Source organism: Arthrobacter cryoconiti (assembly GCF_020905375.1).
Taxonomy (GTDB): Bacteria; Actinomycetota; Actinomycetes; order Actinomycetales; family Micrococcaceae; genus Specibacter; species Specibacter cryoconiti.
Map to the genome: position 1 here is coordinate 11,845 of NZ_JAJJBU010000005.1, position 23,391 is coordinate 35,235.

The window sequence follows — 23,391 nt, forward strand, 5'->3', positions numbered from 1 at the left end:
GACTCATGGGATCACGCATCGAAGATTATGCACTGTTATCAGACCTCCACACCGGAGCGCTGATTGGCCGGGACGGCAGCCTTGACTGGTTGTGCTTTCCGCGCTTTGATTCTCCCTCGATCTTTACGGCATTGCTCGGCAATGAACACCATGGACGGTGGCTTCTTGCCCCGGTGGCAGGCACTGTCGTCAGCCGTAGCTATGTGGGGTGCACCTTCGTCTTGGAAACGGTGTGGGAAAGCGCCGAGGGCTCAGCCCGCGTCACGGAATATATGCCCACGGAGGACCGGCGGGCATCGGTGGTACGGCGCGTGGAAGGCCTCACCGGGACCGTAGAGTTCAAGCAGGAACTGGTAATTCGGCCGGGCTATGGCAAGGTACTTCCCTGGATGCGCCGGGTCAATGGCCTGGACGGACATACCGCCCTCTTGGCTGTTGCCGGGCCTGACGCGGTCCTGTTGCGGGGCAGCGAACTACCCCGAGCTGTGGACCATAAACACGCCGGGAACTTCGCCGTCAGCGCCGGCGAAAAGGTGGAACAAGAGCTCGTGTGGTACCCGTCTCATCGCCCCCTTCCCGGACCGCTCGACTTGGATGCAGCACTCCAAAAGACCCTGGACTACTGGACCGAATGGGGCTCCAGTTGTAGCCATGACGGTACGTGGGCACCCTTTGTGGAACGCTCGCTGCTGGTTCTGCGGGCACTAACCCACGAGGACACCGGAGGGATCGTGGCGGCACCCACCACTTCCCTCCCGGAAGACTTTGGTGGCAGCCGGAACTGGGACTACAGGTTCTGCTGGCTGCGAGATGCCGCCTTGACGCTTGAAGCCATGCTGACGCACGGCTATGAAACTGAGGCCTTACAGTGGCGAAACTGGCTCTTGCGCGCCGTGGCAGGGGACCCGGAAGATCTTCAGATCATGTATGGGCTCTCCGGAGAACGCAACCTCGTCGAGAACGAACTAGCACACCTGCCCGGCTACGAAGGGGCGGCTCCAGTCCGGATCGGTAACGGTGCTGTGGGTCAATATCAGGCGGATGTGGTGGGCGAGGTCCTAGTGGCCCTGGAGAAGCTGCGGATCTCCGGTGGGAAAGAGGACCATTTCTCTTGGCCCTTGCAGCAGGCAATGCTGGAATTTGTGGAGCGGCACTTGAACGAACCTGACCACGGTATTTGGGAGATGCGCGGGGACCTGCAACAGTTCACGCATTCACGCGTCATGATGTGGGCGGCCTTTGACTGCGGTGTTCGGGCCGTACGGGACCACGGGTTGAAAGGACCGGTGGAGCGCTGGGAGGGCTTACGCGAAAAGCTGCGCGCGGAGATTATGGAACATGGTTTCAACCGATCGTTGAATTCCTTCACGCAGACTTATGGCGGGACTACCACTGACGCGTCCCTCCTGGTGATCCCCCAGGTGGGGTTCGTCGCGTATGACTCAAAGGAAATGGGCGGCACCGTGGCGGCGATGGAAAAAGAACTTCTAGACGCTCACGGCTTGCTTATGCGTTACCGGACGGAGAACAGCGACGACGGCCTGACGCCGGGGGAGCACCCGTTCCTAGCGTGCTCGTTCTGGTTGGTGGAGCAATACGCCCACTCTGACCGGCGCGAGGAAGCGACGGTGCTGATGGATAAATTAGTCGGTTTCGCCAACGAGTTGGGGCTGCTCAGCGAGGAGTACGACGCCGACCAGTCCCGTATGGCCGGCAACTTCCCCCAAGCCTTTTCCCACCTTGCGCTGGTCCGAGCGGCCGATGCACTTCATGGCACCGAGCAGCTGAGCATGGAAGCGGACGCCCGGACGTGAAAGCATAGGCAGATGAGATTACGAACAGTCAGTACGTGGGCACTTGCAGCACTCTTAGGAACCAGCGCAGTTAACCATTTGCGTAAGCCGGCGTTCTACTACCCCGTGGTGCCACCAGTTCTTTGCACGGACAAGGGTGGCAAGCTAGGTGTCATGACGCGCCATAGGTGGGTCTTGGCATCTGCCGTACCGGAAGCCCTGGGCGCAGTTTGTCTGCTAGTTCCTTCGAAACGGAAAACTGCTGCAACCGCCACTGCTCTCATGTTCACGGCTTTTACCGCAGGCCACGTTTCTGCGCTTCGCCGCGCTTTCGGGCCAAACGGTTCACCGCAAGCTCAACGTATCCACATGCTGCGGTTGCCACTGCAAGTACCTCTGATCGCATGGGCCTTGAGCGCGCGCCGTCCGTGAAGCTCAGGGATTCTCCTGCTGCAAAAGTTGGCGCTTCAATCGCCATCGCTACCGGGCTCTACGGTGTGTCCTTTGGTGCCCTGTCGGTGGCATCGGGGCTTTCGCTATGGCAAACGATGGCTCTTAGCCTGCTGCTCCTAAGCGGCGGATCACAATTTGCGTTCATCGGTGTGATCGCCGGAGGCGGCACCGGCGTGGCAGCCATGAGCGCGTCGGCCCTACTGGGGATTCGTAACGGCGTCTACGGCATGCAACTCAATGCCATCATGCGTCCTACGGGCTGGCGGAGGCTAGTAGCCGCGCACCTGACGATCGACGAATCAACCGCTACCGCAACCGGCCAGTCCGATCCTGTCGAGCAAAAGCGGGGCTTCTGGGTAGCGGGGGTCGGGATCTTCATTTTTTGGAATGTCATGACCGCTGTGGGCGCCGTCATCGGCAACGCGTTGGGCGATCCTAAGCAGTGGGGTCTAGACGGCGCGGCGGTTGCGGCGTTTTTAGGCTTGCTATGGCCACGCATCAAAGGCTTCCAAGCAGCGGCGATCGCCGTGGTCTGCGCCGTGGTGACGTTGCTGGCCGTACCGCTTGTGCCGCCGGGTGTGCCCATATTACTTGCTGCGCTGGTCGCCGGACTCATCGGCTGGTTCCGGCAGGGGCGCACACCATCTCATGCGCCCGGCCATGTTGGTGATGGCATGGAGCCCGATCTTCCGCCCTACAGGCACGACGTCGGCCAGCTGGTGCAATCTGTCACCGCAGCCCAGACCACCGGGATGAACATCGCCGCGGTTGAGAACTGCCCGCCGGAGAGTGCTGGACTGGTGGGGGAAGTGACTCCTATGACTAGGAAGCAGATATGAACCTGTGGTGGTGGGTTCTGATCGCAGCGGCGATCGCTTACCTGACGAAGCTGCTCGGATATTTAGTGCCAGCCAAGATCCTGGCAAACCCGAGGATGTCTCGGGTGGCTGGCACGCTGACCATTGGCCTATTGGCATCACTAACCGTCGCTAACGCGGCGGCCAGTGGTACTGCAGTCGTCCTAGATGCCCGCGTCGGTGCCTTGGCAGCGGCAGCAATTGCGCTTTGGCTCAAGGCACCGTTTTTGGTGGTGGTCTTGGCTGGTGCGCTCGCTGCCGCTGTGCTGAGACTAGGCGGTTGGCCCTGATCCGTATGGGTTGTGCGGTGCATTGGGATCTTGAGATGCGTTCGGGTCCTGTTGGCCGTACTGGGCGTTCGGGTCCTGTTGGCCGTACTGAGCGGGTTGGCCGTACTGGGCGTTCGGGTCCTGTTGGCCGTACTGAGCGGGTTGGCCGTACTGCTGCTGGCCATACTGTGCAGGCTGGCCATACTGCTGTTGACCGTATTGCGCGTTCGGGTCTTGCTGGCCGTACTGCTGCGGATTTTGGTACTGTCCGGCCCAAAGGTCGGCCGGGCCCAGGTAGGCGGCGCTGCCGTAGGAGAGCATAGTGGCGAATACTACGGGAATGAATACCAGTCCTACTGTGTAAGCGGAGTCCTTACCAAAAGACTTGGAGACGCCATTGAGCGTGACAATTGACCAGTACAACCCCGCATATGGGATGAACTGTAACCAAAAGTATGAATCCGGGCGGCCAGCAATCTTGACCAGAATGTACTGGTTATAAAAAGGAACAAACGCTTTCCATTTGGCGTGCCCCGCTTTGGCGAAGACGCCGGCCCACATGATTCCAGCGACGGCAAAAGCCACCACGAAGAGGAGGAGATACAGAAAAAGGCCCAGAAGAATGGAGGCCGTGGTGAGGCCAGGATTACTCGTTGTATCGCTGTAGTAGTAATAGTCGTCGGCGGCACCAAGGATGGTGGCAAGAGATGAGGCGAACATACTAGAACCCTATAGTGTGCTGGCACAGGCAAACAATGGGCAGTGGTCCCCATGAAGAACTGAATTTGTGTCGCAAAAATCATCGTTAGCAAGAGTTTTGGACGATAATGGAATACATACCAACCCAGAGGAGAAGTCCATGATTGTGGCATTTTCGGTCGCACCAAGTGGTATCGCGGAGAGCAGCCCGGGAGGATCCGGTGATGATGCTTCCGTGCACACAGCCGTGGCAGCGGCCGTAAAAGTGGTCCGTGAATCTGGTCTGGCGAATCACACGAGTTCCATGTTCACCGAGATTGAGGGTGACTGGGACGAAGTGATGGACGTGGTGAAACGGGCCACCGAAGCTGCGGGTGCCTACGGTTCACGCGTGTCCCTTGTCCTGAAAGCAGATATCCGTCCAGGTCACACCGGTGAGCTGACCGGAAAACTCGAACGGTTGGAAGGTGCCCTCAAAACGTTGGGGTAGGCCCGGCGTCGTACCCTGAGAATGAGAGTGGTACCAGCGCTCTTTGGGTAATCTAGCGCAGGAAGCACTGCGCTACGCTCAAACCATGACCATCTCACTGCGCTTCGCCACGATTGAGGATGCCGCGGCAACCATCCTCCGCGCCGCCCGGACCGCAAACCCCGGGCTCCTCTGATGGGACGCCAAAGGGCGCCGAAGAACGTTCTAGTGGAAGAGGATGCTGCTATCCGCGGTCCTGTGGCTGGTCTGTATTCCACGGACACCGGCACGGCCGAGCTGATCGCTGACGCAGACAACGCCAACGGATGGTTGCTTATGCTCAATGGTGCGCAAAGCTCGCATGTGGACCTAGCGGACCCGCTCCGGTTGGAATTCGAATACATGCGCTGGATCATGGCGTTGGTGGAGGATCGCTGGGCGCCGGGCGCAAAGCTGCGAACACTGAGCCTAGGCGGGGCGGCCTGCTCCATGCCGCGGTACCTGGTCGCTGCTTTTCCAAATTCTCGCAACGTGGTGGTGGAGATCGACGGGAAGTTGGCGCACTACGTGCGTTCTTGGTTTGATCTTCCCCGAGCGCCGCTGCTCAAACTTCGTGTGGGCGAGGCGCGGGAAGTAACACAATCCCTCTCAGAAGCGAGCCGCGATTTGATCATTCGTGATGTATTTTCCGGAACGAGGACACCGCATGCGCTGACGACCTCTGAGTTCACGGACATCGCTAAGAACGTACTCATGCCAGATGGCGTATATATTGTTAATTGCGGGGATTCGCCGACTCTACTCACGGCCCGACGCGAAGCTGCCACGATCGCCGCAGCCTTTGAATACGTCGTGATCATTGCCGATCCGGCAATGCTTAAAGGGCGCCGTTCCGGGAATATCATCATTGCTGGCAGCCAGGCTCCGCTGGGCGATGGTGCCGCTTTGCCGCGCAGGCTACTCGGCGGGGCTATGCCAGCCCAGCTGTGGGGGCGGGCCAAGGTACGCCAATTCGGCCAAAGTGCAACGGTGCTCACGGACAGCGAGATTGCCTAGCTGGCGCATTAGAAGAATCAACCGATGAAAAACAGCTGTGAGAAATCGATGCCGGAAGAGGGAACTATGACGATCGCCCAACGCATGCCGTCCAAAGTGCCGGCGGCGGAGAACACCTTGCGGATCTTGAAACTACTCTCCTCCAAGCGTGGCCCTTTAGCAGCCTCAACGATTGCCACGACGTTAGGACTCCCACGCTCTAGCGTCTATCACTTGTTGGGGGTTATGGAACAAAGCGGGTTCGTCATGCATCTGCATGAGGAACAGCGCTATGGCTTGGGCATTGCGGCGTTTGAACTCAGCAGTGCGTATTCGCGGCAGGAGCCGTTGTCTCGGCTAGGACGCCCGCTACTCGCGTCGTTGGTGGACAAGATTGGCGAGAGCTCGCATTTGGCCATACTGCACGGCCGTGACGTTTTATACATTGTGGAGGAACGGGCCAAGCATCGTCCATCTTTGGTGACCGACGTCGGGGTCAGACTCCCCAGCCATCTCACGGCCAGCGGTCGAGCTATTTTGGCGGCTCTGCCGAAGTCCCAGGTGCGGGCCCTATATCCGAATACCGCGGCGTTTAGCTCGCGTACCGACGTGCCGGACCCCATTGGAAAGTACTCCACCCTTTCGGCACATTTGGAACAGGTTCGCCAGCGTGGTTACTCCACGGAGAATGGCGAAGTGACCGACGGCTTTGGCTCTGTAGCTGCCGCCGTCACCGATCACGTGGGGTGGCCAGTGGCCGCCGTCGCCGTCACTTTTTTGGAAGAGAAGGTCCCTGCGGCGCAATGGCCGGCATTGGCAGCCCATGTCATCAAGGTGGCCGGGGAACTCTCCGTGCGCATTTATGGCCGTCGTGACGGCTGAGTAGGACACAGTCTGGCATGCCGGACACCCCGCACGCAAAGGCCGGGGCGACGTGGCGGAAAAGGGTGAATAGTGGCTAGCAAGCATCCGAATAGCAAAGGAACCACTATGACCCCCGCCGCAGACGCCCCCGTCGTCGTCCTGAATTCTTCTTCAGTCACGCCCGAGGACGTCATCGCTGTGGCTCGCCACAACGCCAAGGTGACCATCAGCGCAGAGGCGCTGGCCGGCGTCGAACGGGTCAGGGCTCACATTGAGAAGCTGGCACACTCCGAAACTCCTGCGTATGGGATTTCCACCGGGTTTGGCGCACTGGCCAATCGACATATACCTCAGGAAATGCGCACTCAGTTGCAAAAGTCGCTGATCCGCTCGCACGCCGCTGGCATGGGGCCGGTGGTGGAAAAAGAAGTGGTCCGGGCGCTGATGTTCCTGCGAGCCAAGACGCTGGCCAGTGGGCGTACCGGCGTGCGGCCCGTCGTAGTGACGACGATGGTGGATGTCCTCAATGCCGGCATTACACCTGTGGTGCGCGAATTCGGGTCGCTGGGCTGTTCCGGGGATCTTGCGCCCCTTTCGCACTGTGCGTTGGTGCTTATGGGGGAGGGAGAAGCGACCGGACCCGATGGTATGCTCTTTGGCGGCAAGGGACGGCCAGTCTCGGAACTGCTGGCAGAAGCAGGCATTGCGCCTATTGAGCTAGCCGAAAAAGAGGGATTGGCGCTGGTCAATGGCACTGATGGCATGCTGGGCATGCTGCTGATGGCCATTGCAGATTTGAAACTACTGCTGACGACCGCCGACATCACCGCTGCGCTGAGCGTGGAAGGGCTGCTTGGTACTGACCAGGTGTTCGTGCCGGAACTGCATCTGGCGCTGCGTCCGCACCCGGGCCAGGCTGCTAGTGCCGATAACATGTTGCGCGTGCTGGCAAACTCGCCGATCGTTGCCTCCCACCGGGTCGGCGATTCACGCGTTCAGGACGCCTACTCGCTGCGCTGTGCCCCACAAGTTGCCGGTGCTGCCCGTGACACAGTGGATCACGCTCTGACCGTGGCCACTCGGGAACTCGCCGCAACCATCGATAACCCCGTGGTCCTTCCCGACGGCAGGGTGTCCTCCAACGGCAACTTCCACGGCGCACCGGTGGCCTATGTGCTGGACTTTTTGGCGATCGTTTCCGCGGACGTTGCCTCCATCGCCGAGCGCCGCACCGACCGCATGCTTGATCCCGCCCGCAGCCATGGCCTGCCTGCCTTCTTGGCGGGGGACCCCGGCGTTGATTCGGGGCTGATGATCGCCCAGTACACGCAGGCAGGGTTGGTCTCGGATTCCAAGAGGCTGGCAGTGCCGGCGTCCGTTGATTCCATCCCGAGTTCAGCGATGCAGGAAGATCATGTCTCCATGGGCTGGCACGCCGCCCGCAAGCTGCGCCGCTCCGTAGAAAACTTACGCCGCGTGCTCGCCATTGAGCTGGTCACGGCCACGCGTGCCATCGACATGCGCACCGCAGCGTCCGACGGCGTGTTACTCCCAGGCCCGGCTGGTGCAGCCGTGCTTGAGGTACTGCGGGCCACGGTCCAGGGACCGGGTAGCGATCGTTTCCTGTCTCCAGAATTGGAAGAAGCTGATCGCCTAGTAGGTTCCGGTGCAATCCGTGCAGCTGCCGAAACGGCCACCGGTCCCCTGAATTAACCTGATTTGAAAGGACCGGCAGCTGGCTCGTCTGGTCCTTTCAAATCTCCTTTTCACATCGCATGCCCAGTTCTTTTCGGGTGGACGGCGAACCCGAATTGGCTTGAGCGTGCCGCAGGTCCTAACGCAGGAGCGTGTCGATGAGGCGGGCGGCGACCTTCGCCGTACGGTTGTCGACGTCGAACTCCGGGTTTAGCTCTGCCACGTCGGCATGGAAGAGTTTCCCGCTCGCGACTACCTGCCGGCAGACGGCAGTAATGACGGGAAGCGGCACCCCGTATGCGGCCGGGGCGCTCACTCCGGGCGCCGTTGCTGCGGGCATCACGTCAAGGTCAATGGTCAGGTACAGGATGTCAACGCTCTCCAGGAATGCCGACACAAAGGCCACGGCTCGTTCCTCGGAACAGTCCTCATCCAGAAGGTATTTCACGTCCAACTGGTGGGCGGTGTCAAAGAGCGCCCGGGTGTTGTTGGGTTCGCTGATACCCACGACGGCGTAGTTCAGTTCGCGTCCCGCAGCGGCTTCTGCCCGGGCCATCTGTAAGAACGGGGTGCCCGAGCTGGGGGAGGGGGAGTCGCGCAAGTCAAAATGTGCGTCGAGGTTCAGCACGCCCAGACGGGCGCCATTGCTTACAGCCGCTGTGCCTGCCACGCCCAGATAACTGGCAAACGCCGTCTCGTGGCCCCCGCCCAGAACGCAGGTGAGCTGACCGGCGTCGAGCATGGCTGTGAGAGCGCGGCCCGCACGGGCTTGGCCGTCTTCCAGAGCATCGCCGGAGACCACAACATCGCCAGTGTCCGTCACGGTGCGGTTGCTGTGGAACGCCAGCGAGCCCAATGCGGTGCGGATGGCCGCGGGTGCTCCAGCGGCGCCCACGCGTCCCAGGTTGCGGCGGACCCCCGCATCGGAGCAGAATCCCAGCAGGGCAGCAGGGGTGGGGGACGTTGCGGAGTCATCTTTGACCATCGTGGCGGGCGTGGCCACGGCCTGCCACCAGCGGCGGTGAGCCGGCCCGTCGCCGTCGTTCCGTCCCGTCCACGGGGTGGGTGGTGTGTCAACGGTGAGAGAAATGAAGTCCATAAGACCAGACAACAGCACCCCGACGCCAAAATGCAACTAGATTAGCCGGGAGCTAGTGGATGCCGAACCAGCCTTCCACGGTCCCGATGCCGAAGAAGAGCACGAATGCGCCGGCCACTGCCCACATGAGTGGATGGATCTCCTTGGCGCGGCCTTGGAAGAGGCGGATCAGCACGAAAGCGATGAAGCCAGCGCCCAGACCGTTGGCGATTGAGTACGTGAAGGGCATGAGAGTGAACGTCAAGAATGCCGGGATAGCAATTCCCCAGTCGTTCCAGTCGATCTTGCCAACCTGGGAGACCATCATGAAACCCACCACAACCAACGCCGGGGCCACAGCCTCAAACGGGACCAACTTGATCAGTGGGGTGATGAACATGGCCAAAAGCAACAGCAAACCCGTGACGATGGAAGCCAATCCGGTGCGGGCGCCCTCTCCGATTCCGGCTCCGGACTCTACATAGATCTGGTTCGACGACGTAGAGGCGCCTCCGCCGGCGATCGCCCCAAAAGCATCCACGAGTAGTACCCGATCAACATTGGGGATGGTGCCGTCAGGACGGAGTGAACCAGCCTCACCCGCCAGGCCGACCATGGTGCCCATGGCGTCAAAGAAGATGCTCAACAAAATGACGAAGGCCAGGAGTGCGGCGGCCAGGCCACCCAGATGCGCGAACGCCCCAAACAGATTGAACTGGCCGATCAGCCCCAGATCAGGCCAGGACCACTGGGACATCTCAGGCGATACCAGCGACCATCCCGCCGGATTGTGAGTTTTGCCGTCAAAGGACGGACCAATGTGGAACACCAATTCAAGGATATTTGCCAAGATGGTGGAGGTAATTATGCCGATCAAGATGGCGCCGCGGACTTTGCGAACCACCAAGACGATGGTGAGCACCAGACCCACTAGGAAAACCAGCGTGGGCCAACCCATGAGCTTGCCGTCAAAGCCCAAACCCACCGGTACTGTGCTCCCGGCGACGTCTGGAATTCGGCGTACAAAGCCGGCGTTGACCAGACCGATCAGGGCGATGAACAAACCGATGCCGACCACAATGGCGGTTTTCAAGCCCTCCGGGACCGCTTTGAACACGGCCGTACGGAAACCGGTAAGGACCAGAATGAACATGGTGATACCGGAAATCATGACAAGGCCCATCATGTCCGGCCACGTCAGCCCGGGGTTTGCCACAATGGTGACTGCAACAAAAGCGTTCACGCCAAGACCCGTGGCCAGCGCGAAGGGGTGTTTGGCCCAGGCTCCCATCAGGATCGTGAGGATTCCGGCCACAAAAGCGGTAGCTGCGGCCACTCGCTCAAGTCCCAGCATGCCTCCGCTTGAGTCGGCAACGTTGAGAATCAGCGGGTTCAAAACAACGATGTAGCTCATGGCGAAGAACGTCGCGAAACCACCGCGGATCTCGCGCGAATAGTTCGAGCCGCGCTCGGTAATCATGAAATATTTATCAATTGCAGAGACGCGCGCAGCCGTGCTGGTTGCCATAAGGGGGCCCTCCGGGGCGAAAAGAGAAATATACTGTCCTGAGAATACTACCGGGTATGCCGTCACGGGCCCGTTTGCGAAGTCTCACAACGACCATGAAATCGTGACTGACGCGCGGGGCCAACAGCCGGATGAAACCCCCGTAGGCATTCTTTGATTCGTGCGCAAGCGCAGAATACGGCTCTCGCGCTCGGGTGAGATTTGCTCGGTTAGGGTTGAAGTCAATACCGCCGTCCAACGCTAGGAAATGTGTCATGAATCCCGTTGCCCCATCACGCAGCAATAGTACTGACAGCTTTGTCGCTCAAATGATGTGGCGCGCCTTGGCGGGGGCGGCCGTCGTCCTCTTGGCCCTCCTGGGCGGAAGCAGTGTAGCGCAGGCTCATGATTCAGAGGAGGGTTCTTCCCCCGCATCGGGATCGACGGTGGCCACCATGCCGGAAAACGTGAGTATCACCATGACTAACACTCCTGCCGCAATAGGCGCTGAGATCAAGGTACTTGACGCTGCTGGGACCAATTGGTCCCAGGGATCGGTGTCCGTTCTGGACAACGTAGCGTCACAGCGGGTCAGAGTGGGCGCCCCGGCGGGAACTTACACGGTTCAATGGCGTCTGGTGTCCTCGGATTCACACCCGGTGGAAGACGAGTTCAAGTTCACCACCACGGCAAGTGGAAGCGGATCCGGCGCTGTAGCGGGAACCGCGCAGGCAATACAGGTTGTCACGGAAGCAGCAGCGGAAAAAGCGCCTGACACGGGTCGTGTGCCCTGGAGCGTGGTAGGACTGGCCGGAGTGCTGGTAGGAGTGGTAATCGCCCTCGTAGTGGTGGCCAAGCGTCGCCTCGGCGCCGATGACTAGTACCAAAACTTACTTTTTGAACGCTTAGTCCGCCTTCGTTCAGGCGATAACAGCCCCTCCAGTGATCTCACGAAGAGCGGCACGCGCCGAAATGGACTGTCCGGCTCGCTTGGCTTGATGCAGGATCTCCTGGGTCGTCGGCAGGATCATCTCGCCCACACCGACCAAATACAGCCCTAGCGCGTGCATGGCTGCGGTGAAATCGTGGCCGGTGCTCACGCCCAGGTTTCGCAGCATTCGCCGTAACTGGTTGAGCGCTCCTCGGGTGAACACGATGCTATGCGCCAGCAATGTTCCGGTGGGGGTCTCAACGGACCACTGGCACTGCGCCCGCGATTCGTCCCCAGGGGTCCGGAGCAGGTTGATGGCACACGTGGCCGGGCGGATGTCCAGTTCGTGGCGGCGTGCATAGTGTTCCAACAAACGCATGATCTCCGTACGCTCGGCCAACGCGTCTAGGCTGATACCGCCGGTCGATGGCGACGGCGCTGCTGCAGTTGATTGCCCGATTCCCTCGACCACGATGGCCTTGATGCCCTGCCGGTTGAGTTCGGCAGCCATGGCGAGCCCGGAAAAACCTGATCCAATCACTATGGTGGTCGTGGACTCAGTAGTGTCAACGTCCTGGGTAGTGGTGGAGCTCGGGCTGCTTGGCTCGGCGGGGACAAATAGGGGCTGGGCAGGGACGAGGACGGCGGTCATAACAATGTGACTCCTGGAACGGTAGGAGAAATAATCGAAAAAGCGCGCCGAAGAGCACGGTTGCGCCGGGAAATCATTTATTGCAGTTGTGTGTCTTAGGGAAGTACCCGATCTAAATATGAGTTTCTGAACACACGTCGTGGATCACTAATATCTCGAACCTTACCGAACATTTTGAGCTCTGGGTAGAGCGCCTCAAAGTCATTCGACTGGAGGAAATGCCACTTCCCCCAGTGGGGTCGTCCACCGTGCGCTGCGAAGATTTCTTCGGCGGCATGGAAGTACTCAAAAGGGTCCGTTTTGATGTGCTGGTGAATGGCAATGTAGCCACTTTCACGCCCAAAGGCTGTGGATAGTGGGATGTCATCGGCCGCGGCGCAGCGCACTTCGACAGGGAAAGAAATACTGAAACGACGGCGCTTGATCATGGCGTCGAGTTCATGGAGTACGTCCGCAACTTCGGCGAGGGGAAGGGCATATTCCATCTCCCTGAACTTCACAGTCCGAGGCGTGGCGAACACTCTATGCGAGGCATCCGCAAACTCTCGGTTTCCGGTCAGAAGCGACGCCACCTTGTTCACTCGCGGGATGGTCGCGGGAGCCTTTCCGGTAACAGTGCACAGCGCCGAGAATAACGTGTTCGAGACCAACACGTCGTCGAGTAAACGGGCCCGGGGGCTGAGCGGCTTCACTCCCTCTGGGCCTTGCCCCAGAGGGTAGCGGGTATTGGTTTTCGTCAATGCCATCGAAGTGTGCGGGAACCAGTAGAACTCGAAGTGGTCAGCGGCACTCTGCAGTTCCATCAGGTTATCCAACACCCCGGCCAACGGTTCAGGCCGTTCTAGTGCGTGCAGTGTGAAGGCGTCTACACATTGCAGCGTTACGGACGTGATGATTCCCAGAGCTCCGAGTCCCACGCGGGCCGCCGAGAATAGCTCTGGGTTCGTCGTTGCGGAGCATCGACGCACTGTGCCGGTTCCGTCTACAAGCTCCAAGACGAGCACCTGAGTGGATATTCCACCAAATGCGAGGCCCGTGCCATGGGTGCCGGTGGAGATGGCGCCGGAGATACTTTGGCGGTCAATGTCTCCGAGGTTTTCCATGGCCAGGCCATATGGTGCCAAAAGAGTGGGGATCTGATGCAAGCTGGTCCCTCCCGCCACCGTTGCGTGGCGGGCTTCCCTGTCCACGGACAGTAGTCCGCTCAACCGCTCAAGGCGCAGCTGGACTCCGTCGGTGGTGGCGATGTCGGTGAAGCTGTGTCCGGCACCGACAGCCTTGACTGTGGTCTGGGACAGCCCCACCTGGGACAGCCCCACCTGGGACAGCCCAGCCGGGGATAGTCCCGACGGGGACAGCCCCGTGCCGGAGTCGCCGGCCCGCGCCACCACCGCTGCAATCTGGGCCACTGTGCTTGGGTAGAGAACCGTCGATGGTGTGCATCGCTGATCGCCTGCCCAGTTACGCCATTCGCTCATACGAAAGCTTTCCCTTCGCCCCTGTAGGTGAGTACCTGGTCGGTGAGGGCTCCGCCGTCGAGCACCTCTAACGCGTTGACGTGCTCACAGACTTCACCGGATTTGGCATGGCGGAACCAGACCTTCTCACCGATGCCCAACGTGGCGGCACCGGCGCCCTTCAGGGGCGTCTGCACTTCACCGGCGCCCTCGGTCCCCAGCATGGACAAGCCGGGTGGGAAGACGGGTACAGGGGACCTGTCGGCGCCGTGTGGGCCGGAGGCGATCCAGCCTCCACCGAGCACCGTGACCATGTCCGGGGCTGGCCGGCGTACCACCGTGGTGGCGAATCCCACGGCATGCTGGGGGCTAAAACGTGAATATCCGTCAAAAAGGGTTGGCCCGAACAAGCCCGAACCCGCGGCCAGTTCTGTGACGGCCGGATCCCTTGCCGTTAGCTCCAGGCTGCCTGTGCCGCCTCCATTGACAAATTCAAGTTCGACCACGTTGCGCACCGCGGCGACCACGTTGCCTCGGCGTTCGGTGACCTCCATCATTGAGGCCTGTTGAATCCGCTTCAGAATCACGGACTTGGCCGCGTCCGCTACACGGTTTCCGGTGTGGGGAGTGTCCTGCAGCCCGGCGATCTGAGCTTCGTAGGCCATGAGTCCGACCAAGATAAATAACTTTTGTCCTCCGCGGATTCGGGACCCGATGTCCAGCGCCATTGCAAGGGCATCAGCACCAGTTCGCACAGGTGATCGGCGAACACCAATATGTCCCATTGTGCGCCCAGCTACGCTGGGCCGCCACGACGCGTCGAGGTCCACTGCCAGGCGGATGGGAGCGGCCGGGCGAACGTCGAGTAGGGCTGCTTCCATGGCATCTAGCTGCTCCGGGGAATCAACCATGAGCGTCACCCGTGAACAGGCCCGCGCGTCTATGGCTAGGGCACGCAGGGCCGTGAAATCCGCCGTCGGATACGCCACCACAATATCCGTGAACGTGTCTTCTGCCGCCAGCCAGAGGGCCTCAGGCAGGGTGAAAGCCAGGATTCCCGCAAAGCCGTCCTGTGCCACGACGGCTCGGAGGACCTCGCGGCTGCGGATTGACTTACTTGCCACGCGGATGGGAACCCCGTTGGCGCGTCTCAGTAGCGAGCCGGCATTGTGGGAAAGAGCCTGGAGGTCAAGCACGGCAAGAGGGGCAGCGCGTCCAACACACGCTTGGTCGGCTGCCGCCCATATTTCGGTTCCGGCGCCGCCGCTACGACCGCGCTCTAGCGCAGAATTGACGAGGTGCATCATTGACCCCCACATTCAGTGAAATTTTCGCTGGCAGGGCCAACTCTGCCACATCGGTATTCTGAGCGGGCGGATGTGGGGTCAGGCCCGCAATTTAGCGCGGGGCCGGAATAGCAACTTGACGCGCAAACCTGAAACGGCAATAGTCACAAGTACAGACCGCGACGGGGAGGCTGCAGCAGTATCCGCCTCGACGGAACAGCGAAAATCAGGAGGCGCAGCATGAGCGATCCACAAGAAACGGCCCCGGTTGCCCAGAACGACACCATCCTTGCACCTACCGGAATTGTGGTGGGGATTGACGGTTCCGAACAGAGTATTTGCGCACTGATTTGGGCCGCACGTGAGGCGAAGGTACGCAAGTCCACCTTGCATCTAGTCACGGCTTACACGGTCCCCATTTTTGCCGCCTCGGGCTTGGACGGGGGCTATGCCACCGTGGACGACGACGTCATCCGGCAAGGCGCCGAGGCCGTCCTACGTGAGGCCGCAGCGAAAGTGGCGCACCTGGATGTGGAATTGGACGCCCGGGTGGAAAACGGCGACGCCGCTGGCGTGTTGTTGGAGCTTAGCGAGAGCGCGGAACTTCTGGTTTTCGGAAGCCGTGGCCGGGGAGGGTTCTTGGGCCGCCTGCTCGGTAGTGTCAGTTCGGCACTCCCGGCGCACTCCACCTGCCCGACCGTGACTGTGCCGCTGAGCTGCGCTGCTCGTCTGGGGGAGGCTGAGCCGGCACAGAAGGATCTGCCCGAGGTTGCAAATGTCATCACCGTTGGTGTTGATGGTTCGGATCAGGCGCGGTTCGCCGTTCTGGTGGCGGCTGAGCAAGCCGAACGTTATGGAGCCACGCTGCGCATCATTTGCGCCGTCCAGCCGTACACCGGTTCGCTAGCCTGGATACCTGCCCCGGTGGACCGTGATGCGTTATTTGCCGAGATTCAAACCCAGCTCGACGCCGGAGAAAAGTGGTTGCGGAATCATTTCCCCAAGCTTCCCATGCAGATCGAACTCGTAGAGGGATCCGCCGTTGACGTATTGGTCAAGGCATCCGAAACGTCGGAATTGATCGTTATGGGCACCCGGGGCCGCGGCGGATTCGCCGGTATGTTGCTAGGTTCCACCACTGACGGGGTGCGTCATCATTCCAAGGGTCCTGTGATGGTGGTGCGCGATCAACACGATCCCCGGCAAGAGGACCGTTCAGCGTTTGGACCGTTGCTGCAGGTCTAACCCAGCACGGCGAAAAGCCCCAAAGGCGAGAGGGCCTTTGGGGCTTTTTGCTGTGCCGGTTTGGCACTGCGCTAGTTTGGTGCGGTGCAATTCTGGAGCTTCTGGACCATCAGGGGCTTGCGGAGTTGACGGCCGTGCCTCATCTTAGTAGCGGGCTGCGTACGGGTAGAGCTGCATGCCGGACATCCATGACAACGGGGTTACCTCAATGGGAGCCGTTTCGTTGAGCGCCTGCACCACTTGGTTGTTGCCAATGTAGATGGCAATGTGGCTAAAGTTGCCGTTCCCGACGTCGTTGAAGACGAGGAGGTCCCCGTAGCGCATTTGAGACAACGGTACTCGCTGGGGAGCATTCCAGAACTGGGCCGTCCCCGTGCGGGGAACCCACACGCCAGCCGCGGCAAAGGCCTGCTGCACTAGACCGGAGCAGTCAAAGGCTACGGGACCATTGCCGCCCCACTGGTAGGGGCCGCCAATCTTGGACATGGCGTAGTTGACCATAACGTTGGTGTAGGAGCCGCCCGGCTGGGCTGGAGGCGGCGTTGGCGCCGGCGGCGCAGGCGCGGGTGGCGCAGGAACCGGAGGGACAACGACCGGCGGTGCAGGAGCTGGTGGCGCAATGACGGGTGGTGCCACCGGCGGAACTACGGGTGCCGGTTGCTGGCCGCTATTGCCGCCTGCATTGCCGCCGCCGTTGTTTGCCGGTTGTTCAGCCGGCGGAGCCACCGGCACCGGAGCGTTGGCTGAATTCTTGACCTGCTGGGCCAGTGCGCTTTCTTGTGCTTTGCGGGCTAGCGCGTCCACCCGAGCGCCTTCTAGCTCAGCCGTGGTGTTGTTCAAGGTTGCCAGCTGTTGGAGTAAGACGTCGCGTTGGGCCGTATTGTCTTTGATAATGCCAGCTTGAGCGTCGCTTGCGGACTGTGCTTTTGCTTTGGAGTCGTCGGCTGCCTTGGTGGCGTCGTCTGCTGCTTTTTGGGCCGCAGCGGCTGCGGCCTGCAAGGCCGTGGACGTAGCGGATGCCGACTGGGCCGAGGCTAAGGTGTTAGACCGGTTGGCGGTCAGCGCCTGCAGCGCGGAGGCCTGATATATGGCGTCATCGGCGTTGGTGCTGGCCAAAAAAGTTTGAACGTCTAGATTCAGCCCACCGGACTTGTAGAGGCTCCCGGCAAGTGTGCCTAGCTGGGCCTTGGCTGTCTTGAACTCTGCCGCTGCTGCCTCGGCCTTGCCTTTGGCTGTTGCTGCGTCAGCGGTGCGCTGTTGGAGCGCCAACAGAGCATCCGTATAGGCGGTACCGGATCGAATAGTGGTGAGAGTGGCGCTTTGTAGGCGGTCATTGGCCGAGCTGATGATGGCGTCAATTTGGGCCGAGGCCGCAGCTGTGGTTGCTGCTGATTCCTTGGCTCGCGCTATGTCTTGATCGCTGGGAATGGCAGGGCTGGCTGGTGCGAAGCGCATCTGCGCTGGGGACGCGATGGCAGCTTCCGTGGCTTGCGCCGGCGCCAAAATAGCCGTGCAGGCGAAGGCCGCGCACGCAAAAGCCGTGGTTCCACGAACCAAAAATTTCATGCTCATTCCAGAGACCTAACTTACTCAAAAAGAATAAAGAAATACGTGGAACGGGAATTGTCCAAGAGGCCCATATTCCGCTGCGTATTTGTGCGGCATTCTAGAGACTACGGGCACCGACTTTGCTTTGGCAACACCAGTAACATCAGCCACATGAATCACATCTTTGTAATCACAAGACTGTGATTTACCAGTGCATTGCCGCGACTCACCCCCAGCCCAGTTCATGTAGCCGGTCTTCACTGATGCCAAAATGGTGGGCAATCTCATGGACGACCGTCACCTTCACTTCGTGAATGACTTCCGAGCGGCACGAACACATATCCAGGATCGGTTTACGGAATATGGTAATCCGGTCAGGTAGCGAACCGGCATCCCACCAGGAATCTCGTTCTGTTAGCGGAGTGCCTTCGTACAGGCCAAGCAAAACAGTGCCGCTATCCTCCCCCGGTCCAGGTTCATAGTCGTCCTCTATGAAGATGCTCACATTATTCATCCGTGCTGCGATGTCAGCGGGGATGGCTTCCAGCGCTGCACTGACGGCGCCCTCAAACTCGGCCATGCCCATAGAGTAGGGCCTAAACGACGGAATTGAGGCTAAAGGGTCCTGGCTCATTCGTTCAGCCTAGTGAGCCGGAGACGGCCCGGGAGGCTCGTTTTGTGTTCTGGGGAAATAGGCCCTATAGTTTTTGAAGTCCACTGCGGACGGGGAGCAGGCAACTGCGAGCCGAACGTCGGTGACGATGCCCCCATCGTCTAGCGGCCTAGGACACCGCCCTTTCACGGCGGCGGCACGGGTTCGAATCCCGTTGGGGGTACTTTGCGAGTAATGGTAAGTCGGTTGAAAAATAACTGATAGAATATTACTCGTGAATTTCGCACGAAAGCGCGAAAATTTGGTAAATAAAGCAATTATGTAAGGCCCTGTAGCGCAGTTGGTTAGCGCGCCGCCCTGTCACGGCGGAGGTCGCGGGTTCGAGTCCCGTCAGGGTCGCTTTGGTTTCCTGATTTTGGGGAATCTGGTGACAAGTTAGTATTGTCAGTTCACCAAGGCTCTGTAGCTCAGTTGGTAGAGCGTTCGACTGAAAATCGAAAGGTCACCGGATCGACGCCGGTCGGAGCCACCACTAAAGAAATCCCTTAGCAATAGGGGGTTTTTTTGTTTTAACTTTGATTTTTACCCCCACGCTAAGTTCAGCGGCGTTGCCCCCCAAGTTTTCGGTGCATAGGCTTACCGTAAAGGAAACAGAAAGGCGCTTTCATGGACGGGCAAAACCAGCCTCGGAAAATCGAGGACGCACCAGCGAAGGACTATGCGCAAGGGCGTACCGTTATCGCGGACACGGCCGTCGCGAAAGTGGTGGGTCTTGCTGCTCGCAAGGTGGCCGGTGTTCATGCCTTGGGTAGCGGAACATCACGGTCCATCGGCGCCCTGCGGGATGCTGTGGGCGCCACTGACCTCACTGCGGGTGTCCGGGTTGAGGTGGGCGAATCTCAGGTGGCCGTGGATATCGTCCTCATCGCCGAATATGGCTACCCACTGCATAACGTGGCCATGGCCGTCCGGGGTGCCGTATATGAGGCCGTGGAGGATTTGGTGGGACGCACTGTGATTGAGGTCAATGTGGAGATTGTCGACGTCTTCATGCCTGCCATGGATCTGGAGAAAACGAGTTCGCGCGTGCGTGAACGTCTGGACGTCGGGACCCGTCAGCCAGTACCTACCATCGACATCGAGGATCAGCCGTGAACTTGACAGTTGTGTGTGCAGCATTTGGGGCCTTTCTGGCCTTCATGGCGTTTGCCTTTGGCTTTTGGGGATTTGTGGTCAGCGCTCTCTTTATCGCCATTGGGGCCTTCGTGGGTCGTGCCGCGGGCGGGAAGCTTGACTGGCGCGGCGCTTTGGATGCCTTGACTGGACGGCGATCCTCGTCGTGAGTGAGACCATGCCCCTTCCCCCGGTCGGAGTTGGCGAACGCCTGCTCGCTGGGCATACCCGAATTAGCACCCAAGCGCTGACGGCCGTTGCAAAAGCGGCTTCGGCCGAGATTTTTTCGGTCGCACCTTCTGCAGTGCGTGTTTCTTGGGCGGACGACGCCGGTTCGTTGGCTCTGTCGGTCTCCTCACCCATGAGCTCCCCCCCTCTTAGCACGGTGCGCGGAAATCCTGAGCGGGTGCAAAGATCGGGAGGTAGCGTTGTCACGCGCGCAACGGAGGCCAAGGCTCGCATTCAGACGCGTGTTCAGGAATTGACGGGGTCTCGTCTGAGTAGGGTAGACATCCGTATTTCCGGGCTTCAGGCCACCGAGCGGGGGAGAGTGGCGTGAAGCAGGCCATGTCCAGGGTCCTGCGGCGGGAAACACATTCATCCAGGGCACCTCTTTCAGTCATCGCAGCCATTTTGCTTGGCCTACTAGCTGTCTACGGCTTGCTTGAATCAATGCTGCGCGTTCTGGGTCAGCCAGCATGGCTGATTGACCCTCTCACCGCAGCGCAGCGTCTAGCTGGTTTACCCGCTGGGATCTCTGCAATGTTGCTAGGTGCCACGGGCGCCCTTTTACTTTTAGTGGGGCTGATATTTCTTAGCCATGCACTACTGCCGGGCCGCCGTGCTCGCCACGTCATAGCGGACCCTCGGGTGGCAGTGGTCGTGGACGATGAAGTCATTGCTTCGGCCCTGGCCCGGCGTACCCGTATGGCGGCCGGGGTGACGCGCGAACAGGTCATGGTGGTTGTTTCGGCGCGCACAGTACAAGTCAATGTCCGGCCCACCTCCGGAATCATGGTGGATGAGGATCATATTCGGGCAAGTGTTGAAGCTGAGCTGGAAGCTATGGCGTTGGATCCGGCACCCGCCGTCGTCGTAAATTTGGCACGTACCGGAGTGGTGGGAGTATGAACACCACTCCGAGGGGATTTAATCGCTTTATGTTGGGGCTGTTGGGGCTGTTCATGCTGGCTCTCGGGGCGGGGCTCGTATTGCTAGCCGTGGTCCCAGCGGCCGGCCGCTGGTGGCAGAGCTGGGCGGAGCCGCAGGTTCGTTCCCTAGGTGGCTTTGCGGCACGTACGCACATAGCGACTAGTGCCGGAAGCTGGGTCTGGTTAGTGGTGGCAGCGGTGTTCGTTGCTGTGGTGATCGTGAGCGTTTCGTGGATCGCCAACCAGGGCAAGGGTCGGGCAAATGTTTTGTTCGTGGCGCCCGGAAGCGCCGAAGATGACGGTGCTAGCGGCAAGGTGGTCCTCGGCACAGCAGTAGCTGAGCAGACCCTCAAGGCAGCATTGCTAGAACGCACTGACCTGCTTGGCGTCTCTGTGAGCACCTATGACTTTCGGGGCCAGGCATCCCTGCGTGTGCGTGTGCTGCCTCGGCAGGGCGTAGCACCCCAGGATGTTGCAACTGACATAAGGTCTTTAGTTGACGCACTGGATACGCTTTTGGGTGTGGAGGTACCGGTGCTACTGAGCATTGGATCCGGCGCTCGAACGCGATTTACCAGAGCGGAGCGAGTCCGCTAGTCTTTTTCAACCACCCGTGGGTGCTCGTCAGGCCAGGGGACCGCTGTATGAGAAAAGGGAACATCACATGAGTGAAAATAATGCAGGAAACCCGCTGGATTCCGCTAAGGACTTTGCCAGTGATGCTGGCGCTAAAGCTAAGCATTTTGCCAATGATGCTGCGGCTAAGGTCTCGGACCTGGCGGGACCGGGTGGGGAACACATCAAAGAATTCGCCGGGGACGCGGCAGATAACGTCAAAGATTTTGCTGGGGAGGCCGGAGAGAATCTTAAAGAGTTCGCCGGGGACGCAGCGGAGAACGTCAAGGAGTTCGCCGGCGACGCCCTAGAAAACGCTAAGGGTCTAGGTGCTAAGATCTCGGGCATTTTCAAGCACGATAAATAACGAAGTTTGAGGGTCTGAGTAAATCCTCGAAGCGTCAAAGGAAGGGCCGGCACGTCCGCAAGAAGCGGAAATGCCGGCCCTTCCTAGTTTAATCTGCTCCACCGTATGGCAGTGAGAAGAAGTTCTGCAAAGAGATGCCTGATTCCCTTTGTAGTGATGAAATGGACACAATGTGCGTAAGCGCTTGCATTTTCATGACCCGCCTTATTAGAGTGATCCACATCACCACAACATCGGTGCGTGCGGATTTTCTGCATCGATGCGCAATGCAGGACTTTCACTTATGAGAAGGAATGTGGAATGAGACACTCCAAGAAGTTTGCGCCACTGGCTGTTGTTTCAGTGCTGGCGATGACACTAGCCGCGTGCAGCGGGGGCGGCACGAGCACCAGCGGTGGCGAAGCTGCCGGCCAAAACCTTGATGCCCGCGGTCCCATTACGTATGTGCAGGGTAAAGACAACTCGAATGTGATCCGGCCCCTCGTCGATAAATGGAATGCAGCCCACAAGGACGAACAGGTCACGTTCAAAGAACAGTCGGATAACGCCGATCAGCAGCATGATGATCTGGTTCAGCACTTTAAGGCCAAAACCGGCGACTATGACGTTGCCAGTGTTGACGTGATTTGGACGGCCGAGTTCGCTGCCCAAGGATGGCTCCAGCCGTTGAAGGACAGCACAGCCATTGACACAACAGGCTTCCTTCCCGCCACGGTGGCCACCGGCACGTACAAGGACGTCTTGTATGCAGTTCCCCAGACCTCCGATGGTGGAATTCTCTACTACCGCAAGGACCTTGTTCCCACTCCACCTAAAACGTGGGACGAGATGATGGGCATGTGCTCGATCGCAAAGGCGAAGGGCATTGATTGCTACGCTGGCCAGTTTGCCCAGTATGAAGGTTTGACTGTTAACGTAGCCGAGGCCATCAACACCGCGGGAGGAACGGTGGTCGATAAGTCCGGCAAGCCTACGGTGGACACGCCGGAGGCAAAAGCTGGCCTGAACAATCTGGTCCAGGCCTACAAGGACGGGAACATCCCCAAACAGGCTGTTACTTATCAAGAAGAACAAGGCCGCCAGTCGTTTGAAGCCGGCAAGCTCATGTTCTTGCGTAACTGGCCCTATGTGTACAACTTGGCCAAAACCGACGGTTCCTCCACGGTGAAGGACACCTTCGGGATCGCACCCCTTCCCGGTAAGGATGGCCCGGGAGCCTCCTCCTTGGGAGGGCATAACCTGGCAATCAACGCAGATTCAAAGTACAAGGCAACCGCTAAGGACTTCCTGACGTTCATGACCAATGCGGAGACGGAAAAGTTCTACGCCACGCAGGGCTCGCTTGCTCCGGTTCGTTCCGACCTCTATCAGGACGCCGAGCTGGTCAAACAATTGCCTTATCTTCCAGTTCTGCTGACCTCGATTAAGAATGCGGTGCCGCGTCCCGTCACGCCCTTCTATCCTGCTGTCACTCAAGCTATCCAACAAAATAGCTTCGCTGCCATCAACGGCTCTAAAACCGTTGATCAAGCGATGAAGGACATGCAAGCAGCGATGGCTTCCGCCAGTTCGCAGTAAGCAGTCCACAGAAAACGCCGTTTGTGCGCTGTGGTGTGCAAGGCGCAGCCTAGGAC

Annotated in this window: 25 protein-coding genes and 3 tRNA genes; 20 read left to right on the top strand and 8 right to left on the bottom strand. The window is 59.6% G+C overall.

What is annotated here, in order from left to right:
• Nucleotides 1–5 precede the first annotated feature (5 nt).
• From LOH53_RS03845 to LOH53_RS03860, 4 genes are read left to right on the top strand one after another with little or no spacing between them, the layout of a single operon-like run.
• Nucleotides 6–1,814 carry a glycoside hydrolase family 15 protein gene (locus LOH53_RS03845; protein ID WP_230066412.1) on the top strand — a complete coding sequence of 603 codons (1,809 nt, stop codon included), beginning with the start codon at nt 6–8 and terminating at the stop codon, nt 1,812–1,814.
• Nucleotides 1,815–1,826: 12 nt separating this feature from the next.
• The gene (locus LOH53_RS03850; RefSeq protein ID WP_230066413.1) at nt 1,827–2,225 is read left to right on the top strand and encodes a DoxX family protein; all 399 of its coding nucleotides are present in this window, start codon (nt 1,827–1,829) and stop codon (nt 2,223–2,225) included.
• Nucleotides 2,198–3,085 carry an AzlC family ABC transporter permease gene (locus LOH53_RS03855; protein ID WP_230066414.1) on the top strand — a complete coding sequence of 296 codons (888 nt, stop codon included), beginning with the start codon at nt 2,198–2,200 and terminating at the stop codon, nt 3,083–3,085. Before LOH53_RS03850 ends, LOH53_RS03855 begins: the two co-directional genes overlap by 28 nt.
• Entirely contained in the window at nt 3,082–3,393 is a 312-nt protein-coding gene (locus tag LOH53_RS03860; protein ID WP_230066415.1) for an AzlD domain-containing protein, read from the top strand. The genes LOH53_RS03855 and LOH53_RS03860 overlap by 4 nt, the downstream gene beginning before the upstream one ends.
• Here the strand turns inward: LOH53_RS03860 and LOH53_RS03865 are convergent.
• Nucleotides 3,376–4,092, bottom strand: coding sequence for a DUF5684 domain-containing protein (locus tag LOH53_RS03865; protein ID WP_230066416.1), 717 nt, complete (start codon nt 4,090–4,092; stop codon nt 3,376–3,378). The genes LOH53_RS03860 and LOH53_RS03865 overlap by 18 nt on opposite strands.
• A gap of 139 nt (nt 4,093–4,231) precedes the next feature.
• Here LOH53_RS03865 and LOH53_RS03870 point away from each other — a divergent pair, with 139 nt between their 5' ends.
• The 4 genes from LOH53_RS03870 to hutH all read left to right on the top strand — a co-directional run bounded on the left by LOH53_RS03870 (nt 4,232) and on the right by hutH (nt 8,152).
• The gene (locus LOH53_RS03870) at nt 4,232–4,561 is read left to right on the top strand and encodes a thiamine-binding protein (RefSeq protein WP_230066417.1); all 330 of its coding nucleotides are present in this window, start codon (nt 4,232–4,234) and stop codon (nt 4,559–4,561) included.
• A 174-nt stretch (nt 4,562–4,735) separates the two neighbouring features.
• Nucleotides 4,736–5,596: a spermidine synthase gene (locus tag LOH53_RS03875; RefSeq protein ID WP_230066418.1), complete on the top strand. Its 861-nt coding sequence runs from the start codon at nt 4,736–4,738 to the stop codon at nt 5,594–5,596.
• Nucleotides 5,597–5,644: 48 nt separating this feature from the next.
• Nucleotides 5,645–6,457, top strand: coding sequence for an IclR family transcriptional regulator (locus LOH53_RS03880; RefSeq protein WP_230066436.1), 813 nt, complete (start codon nt 5,645–5,647; stop codon nt 6,455–6,457).
• Nucleotides 6,458–6,565: 108 nt separating this feature from the next.
• Nucleotides 6,566–8,152 carry a histidine ammonia-lyase gene (gene hutH, locus LOH53_RS03885; protein ID WP_230066419.1) on the top strand — a complete coding sequence of 529 codons (1,587 nt, stop codon included), beginning with the start codon at nt 6,566–6,568 and terminating at the stop codon, nt 8,150–8,152.
• Between the two features lie 121 nt (nt 8,153–8,273).
• Here hutH and hutG read toward each other — a convergent pair whose 3' ends face one another.
• Together hutG and LOH53_RS03895 are read right to left on the bottom strand one after the other, a co-directional pair.
• Nucleotides 8,274–9,233 carry a formimidoylglutamase gene (hutG, locus tag LOH53_RS03890; protein WP_230066420.1) on the bottom strand — a complete coding sequence of 320 codons (960 nt, stop codon included), beginning with the start codon at nt 9,231–9,233 and terminating at the stop codon, nt 8,274–8,276.
• 52 nt (nt 9,234–9,285) lie between these two features.
• Nucleotides 9,286–10,740, bottom strand: coding sequence for an NCS2 family permease (locus LOH53_RS03895; protein ID WP_230066421.1), 1,455 nt, complete (start codon nt 10,738–10,740; stop codon nt 9,286–9,288).
• A 254-nt stretch (nt 10,741–10,994) separates the two neighbouring features.
• On the opposite strand from LOH53_RS03895, the gene LOH53_RS03900 reads away from it, so the two are divergent.
• A complete protein-coding gene (locus tag LOH53_RS03900) occupies nt 10,995–11,600 on the top strand; it encodes a copper resistance CopC family protein (protein WP_230066422.1) in 606 nt (201 codons plus the stop codon).
• 39 nt (nt 11,601–11,639) lie between these two features.
• Here the strand turns inward: LOH53_RS03900 and LOH53_RS03905 are convergent, their stop codons facing one another.
• The 3 genes from LOH53_RS03905 to LOH53_RS03915 form a co-directional block, all read right to left on the bottom strand.
• Entirely contained in the window at nt 11,640–12,302 is a 663-nt protein-coding gene (locus LOH53_RS03905) for an FAD-binding protein (protein WP_230066423.1), read from the bottom strand.
• 95 nt (nt 12,303–12,397) lie between these two features.
• A complete protein-coding gene (locus LOH53_RS03910) occupies nt 12,398–13,780 on the bottom strand; it encodes a D-arabinono-1,4-lactone oxidase (RefSeq protein ID WP_230066424.1) in 1,383 nt (460 codons plus the stop codon).
• Nucleotides 13,777–15,066, bottom strand: a complete 1,290-nt coding sequence (locus LOH53_RS03915; RefSeq protein WP_230066425.1) for an alanine racemase — start codon at nt 15,064–15,066, stop codon at nt 13,777–13,779. The genes LOH53_RS03910 and LOH53_RS03915 overlap by 4 nt, the downstream gene beginning before the upstream one ends.
• A 219-nt stretch (nt 15,067–15,285) precedes the next feature.
• Between LOH53_RS03915 and LOH53_RS03920 the strand changes: the two genes are divergently transcribed.
• On the top strand, nt 15,286–16,290 hold the full coding sequence (locus LOH53_RS03920) for a universal stress protein (RefSeq protein ID WP_230066426.1): 1,005 nt from the start codon (nt 15,286–15,288) through the stop codon (nt 16,288–16,290).
• A 144-nt stretch (nt 16,291–16,434) separates the two neighbouring features.
• On the opposite strand, the gene LOH53_RS03925 is transcribed toward LOH53_RS03920, so the two are convergent.
• Nucleotides 16,435–17,862 carry a C40 family peptidase gene (locus LOH53_RS03925; RefSeq protein WP_230066427.1) on the bottom strand — a complete coding sequence of 476 codons (1,428 nt, stop codon included), beginning with the start codon at nt 17,860–17,862 and terminating at the stop codon, nt 16,435–16,437.
• Nucleotides 17,863–18,064: 202 nt separating this feature from the next.
• Entirely contained in the window at nt 18,065–18,424 is a 360-nt protein-coding gene (locus LOH53_RS03930; protein WP_376991478.1) for a metallopeptidase family protein, read from the bottom strand.
• A 177-nt stretch (nt 18,425–18,601) separates the two neighbouring features.
• Between LOH53_RS03930 and LOH53_RS03935 the strand changes: the two genes are divergently transcribed.
• The 10 genes from LOH53_RS03935 to LOH53_RS03980 all read left to right on the top strand — a co-directional run bounded on the left by LOH53_RS03935 (nt 18,602) and on the right by LOH53_RS03980 (nt 23,335).
• A tRNA-Glu gene (locus LOH53_RS03935) sits at nt 18,602–18,674 on the top strand.
• 102 nt (nt 18,675–18,776) lie between these two features.
• Nucleotides 18,777–18,850: transfer RNA gene (locus LOH53_RS03940), tRNA-Asp, on the top strand.
• Between the two features lie 57 nt (nt 18,851–18,907).
• Nucleotides 18,908–18,983: transfer RNA gene (locus LOH53_RS03945), tRNA-Phe, on the top strand.
• 134 nt (nt 18,984–19,117) lie between these two features.
• A complete protein-coding gene (locus LOH53_RS03950) occupies nt 19,118–19,606 on the top strand; it encodes an Asp23/Gls24 family envelope stress response protein (RefSeq protein ID WP_230066429.1) in 489 nt (162 codons plus the stop codon).
• Nucleotides 19,603–19,794, top strand: coding sequence for a hypothetical protein (locus LOH53_RS03955; RefSeq protein ID WP_230066430.1), 192 nt, complete (start codon nt 19,603–19,605; stop codon nt 19,792–19,794). The genes LOH53_RS03950 and LOH53_RS03955 overlap by 4 nt, the downstream gene beginning before the upstream one ends.
• On the top strand, nt 19,791–20,183 hold the full coding sequence (locus LOH53_RS03960) for a hypothetical protein (RefSeq protein ID WP_326832736.1): 393 nt from the start codon (nt 19,791–19,793) through the stop codon (nt 20,181–20,183). Before LOH53_RS03955 ends, LOH53_RS03960 begins: the two co-directional genes overlap by 4 nt.
• Nucleotides 20,180–20,755, top strand: a complete 576-nt coding sequence (locus tag LOH53_RS03965; RefSeq protein WP_326832737.1) for a DUF6286 domain-containing protein — start codon at nt 20,180–20,182, stop codon at nt 20,753–20,755. The genes LOH53_RS03960 and LOH53_RS03965 overlap by 4 nt, the downstream gene beginning before the upstream one ends.
• On the top strand, nt 20,752–21,372 hold the full coding sequence (locus LOH53_RS03970; protein WP_230066431.1) for a hypothetical protein: 621 nt from the start codon (nt 20,752–20,754) through the stop codon (nt 21,370–21,372). Before LOH53_RS03965 ends, LOH53_RS03970 begins: the two co-directional genes overlap by 4 nt.
• 67 nt (nt 21,373–21,439) lie before the next feature.
• Nucleotides 21,440–21,757 carry a hypothetical protein gene (locus tag LOH53_RS03975; RefSeq protein ID WP_230066432.1) on the top strand — a complete coding sequence of 106 codons (318 nt, stop codon included), beginning with the start codon at nt 21,440–21,442 and terminating at the stop codon, nt 21,755–21,757.
• Nucleotides 21,758–22,057: 300 nt separating this feature from the next.
• Nucleotides 22,058–23,335, top strand: coding sequence for an ABC transporter substrate-binding protein (locus LOH53_RS03980; RefSeq protein WP_230066433.1), 1,278 nt, complete (start codon nt 22,058–22,060; stop codon nt 23,333–23,335).
• The last annotated feature ends 56 nt before the right edge of the window (nt 23,336–23,391 follow it).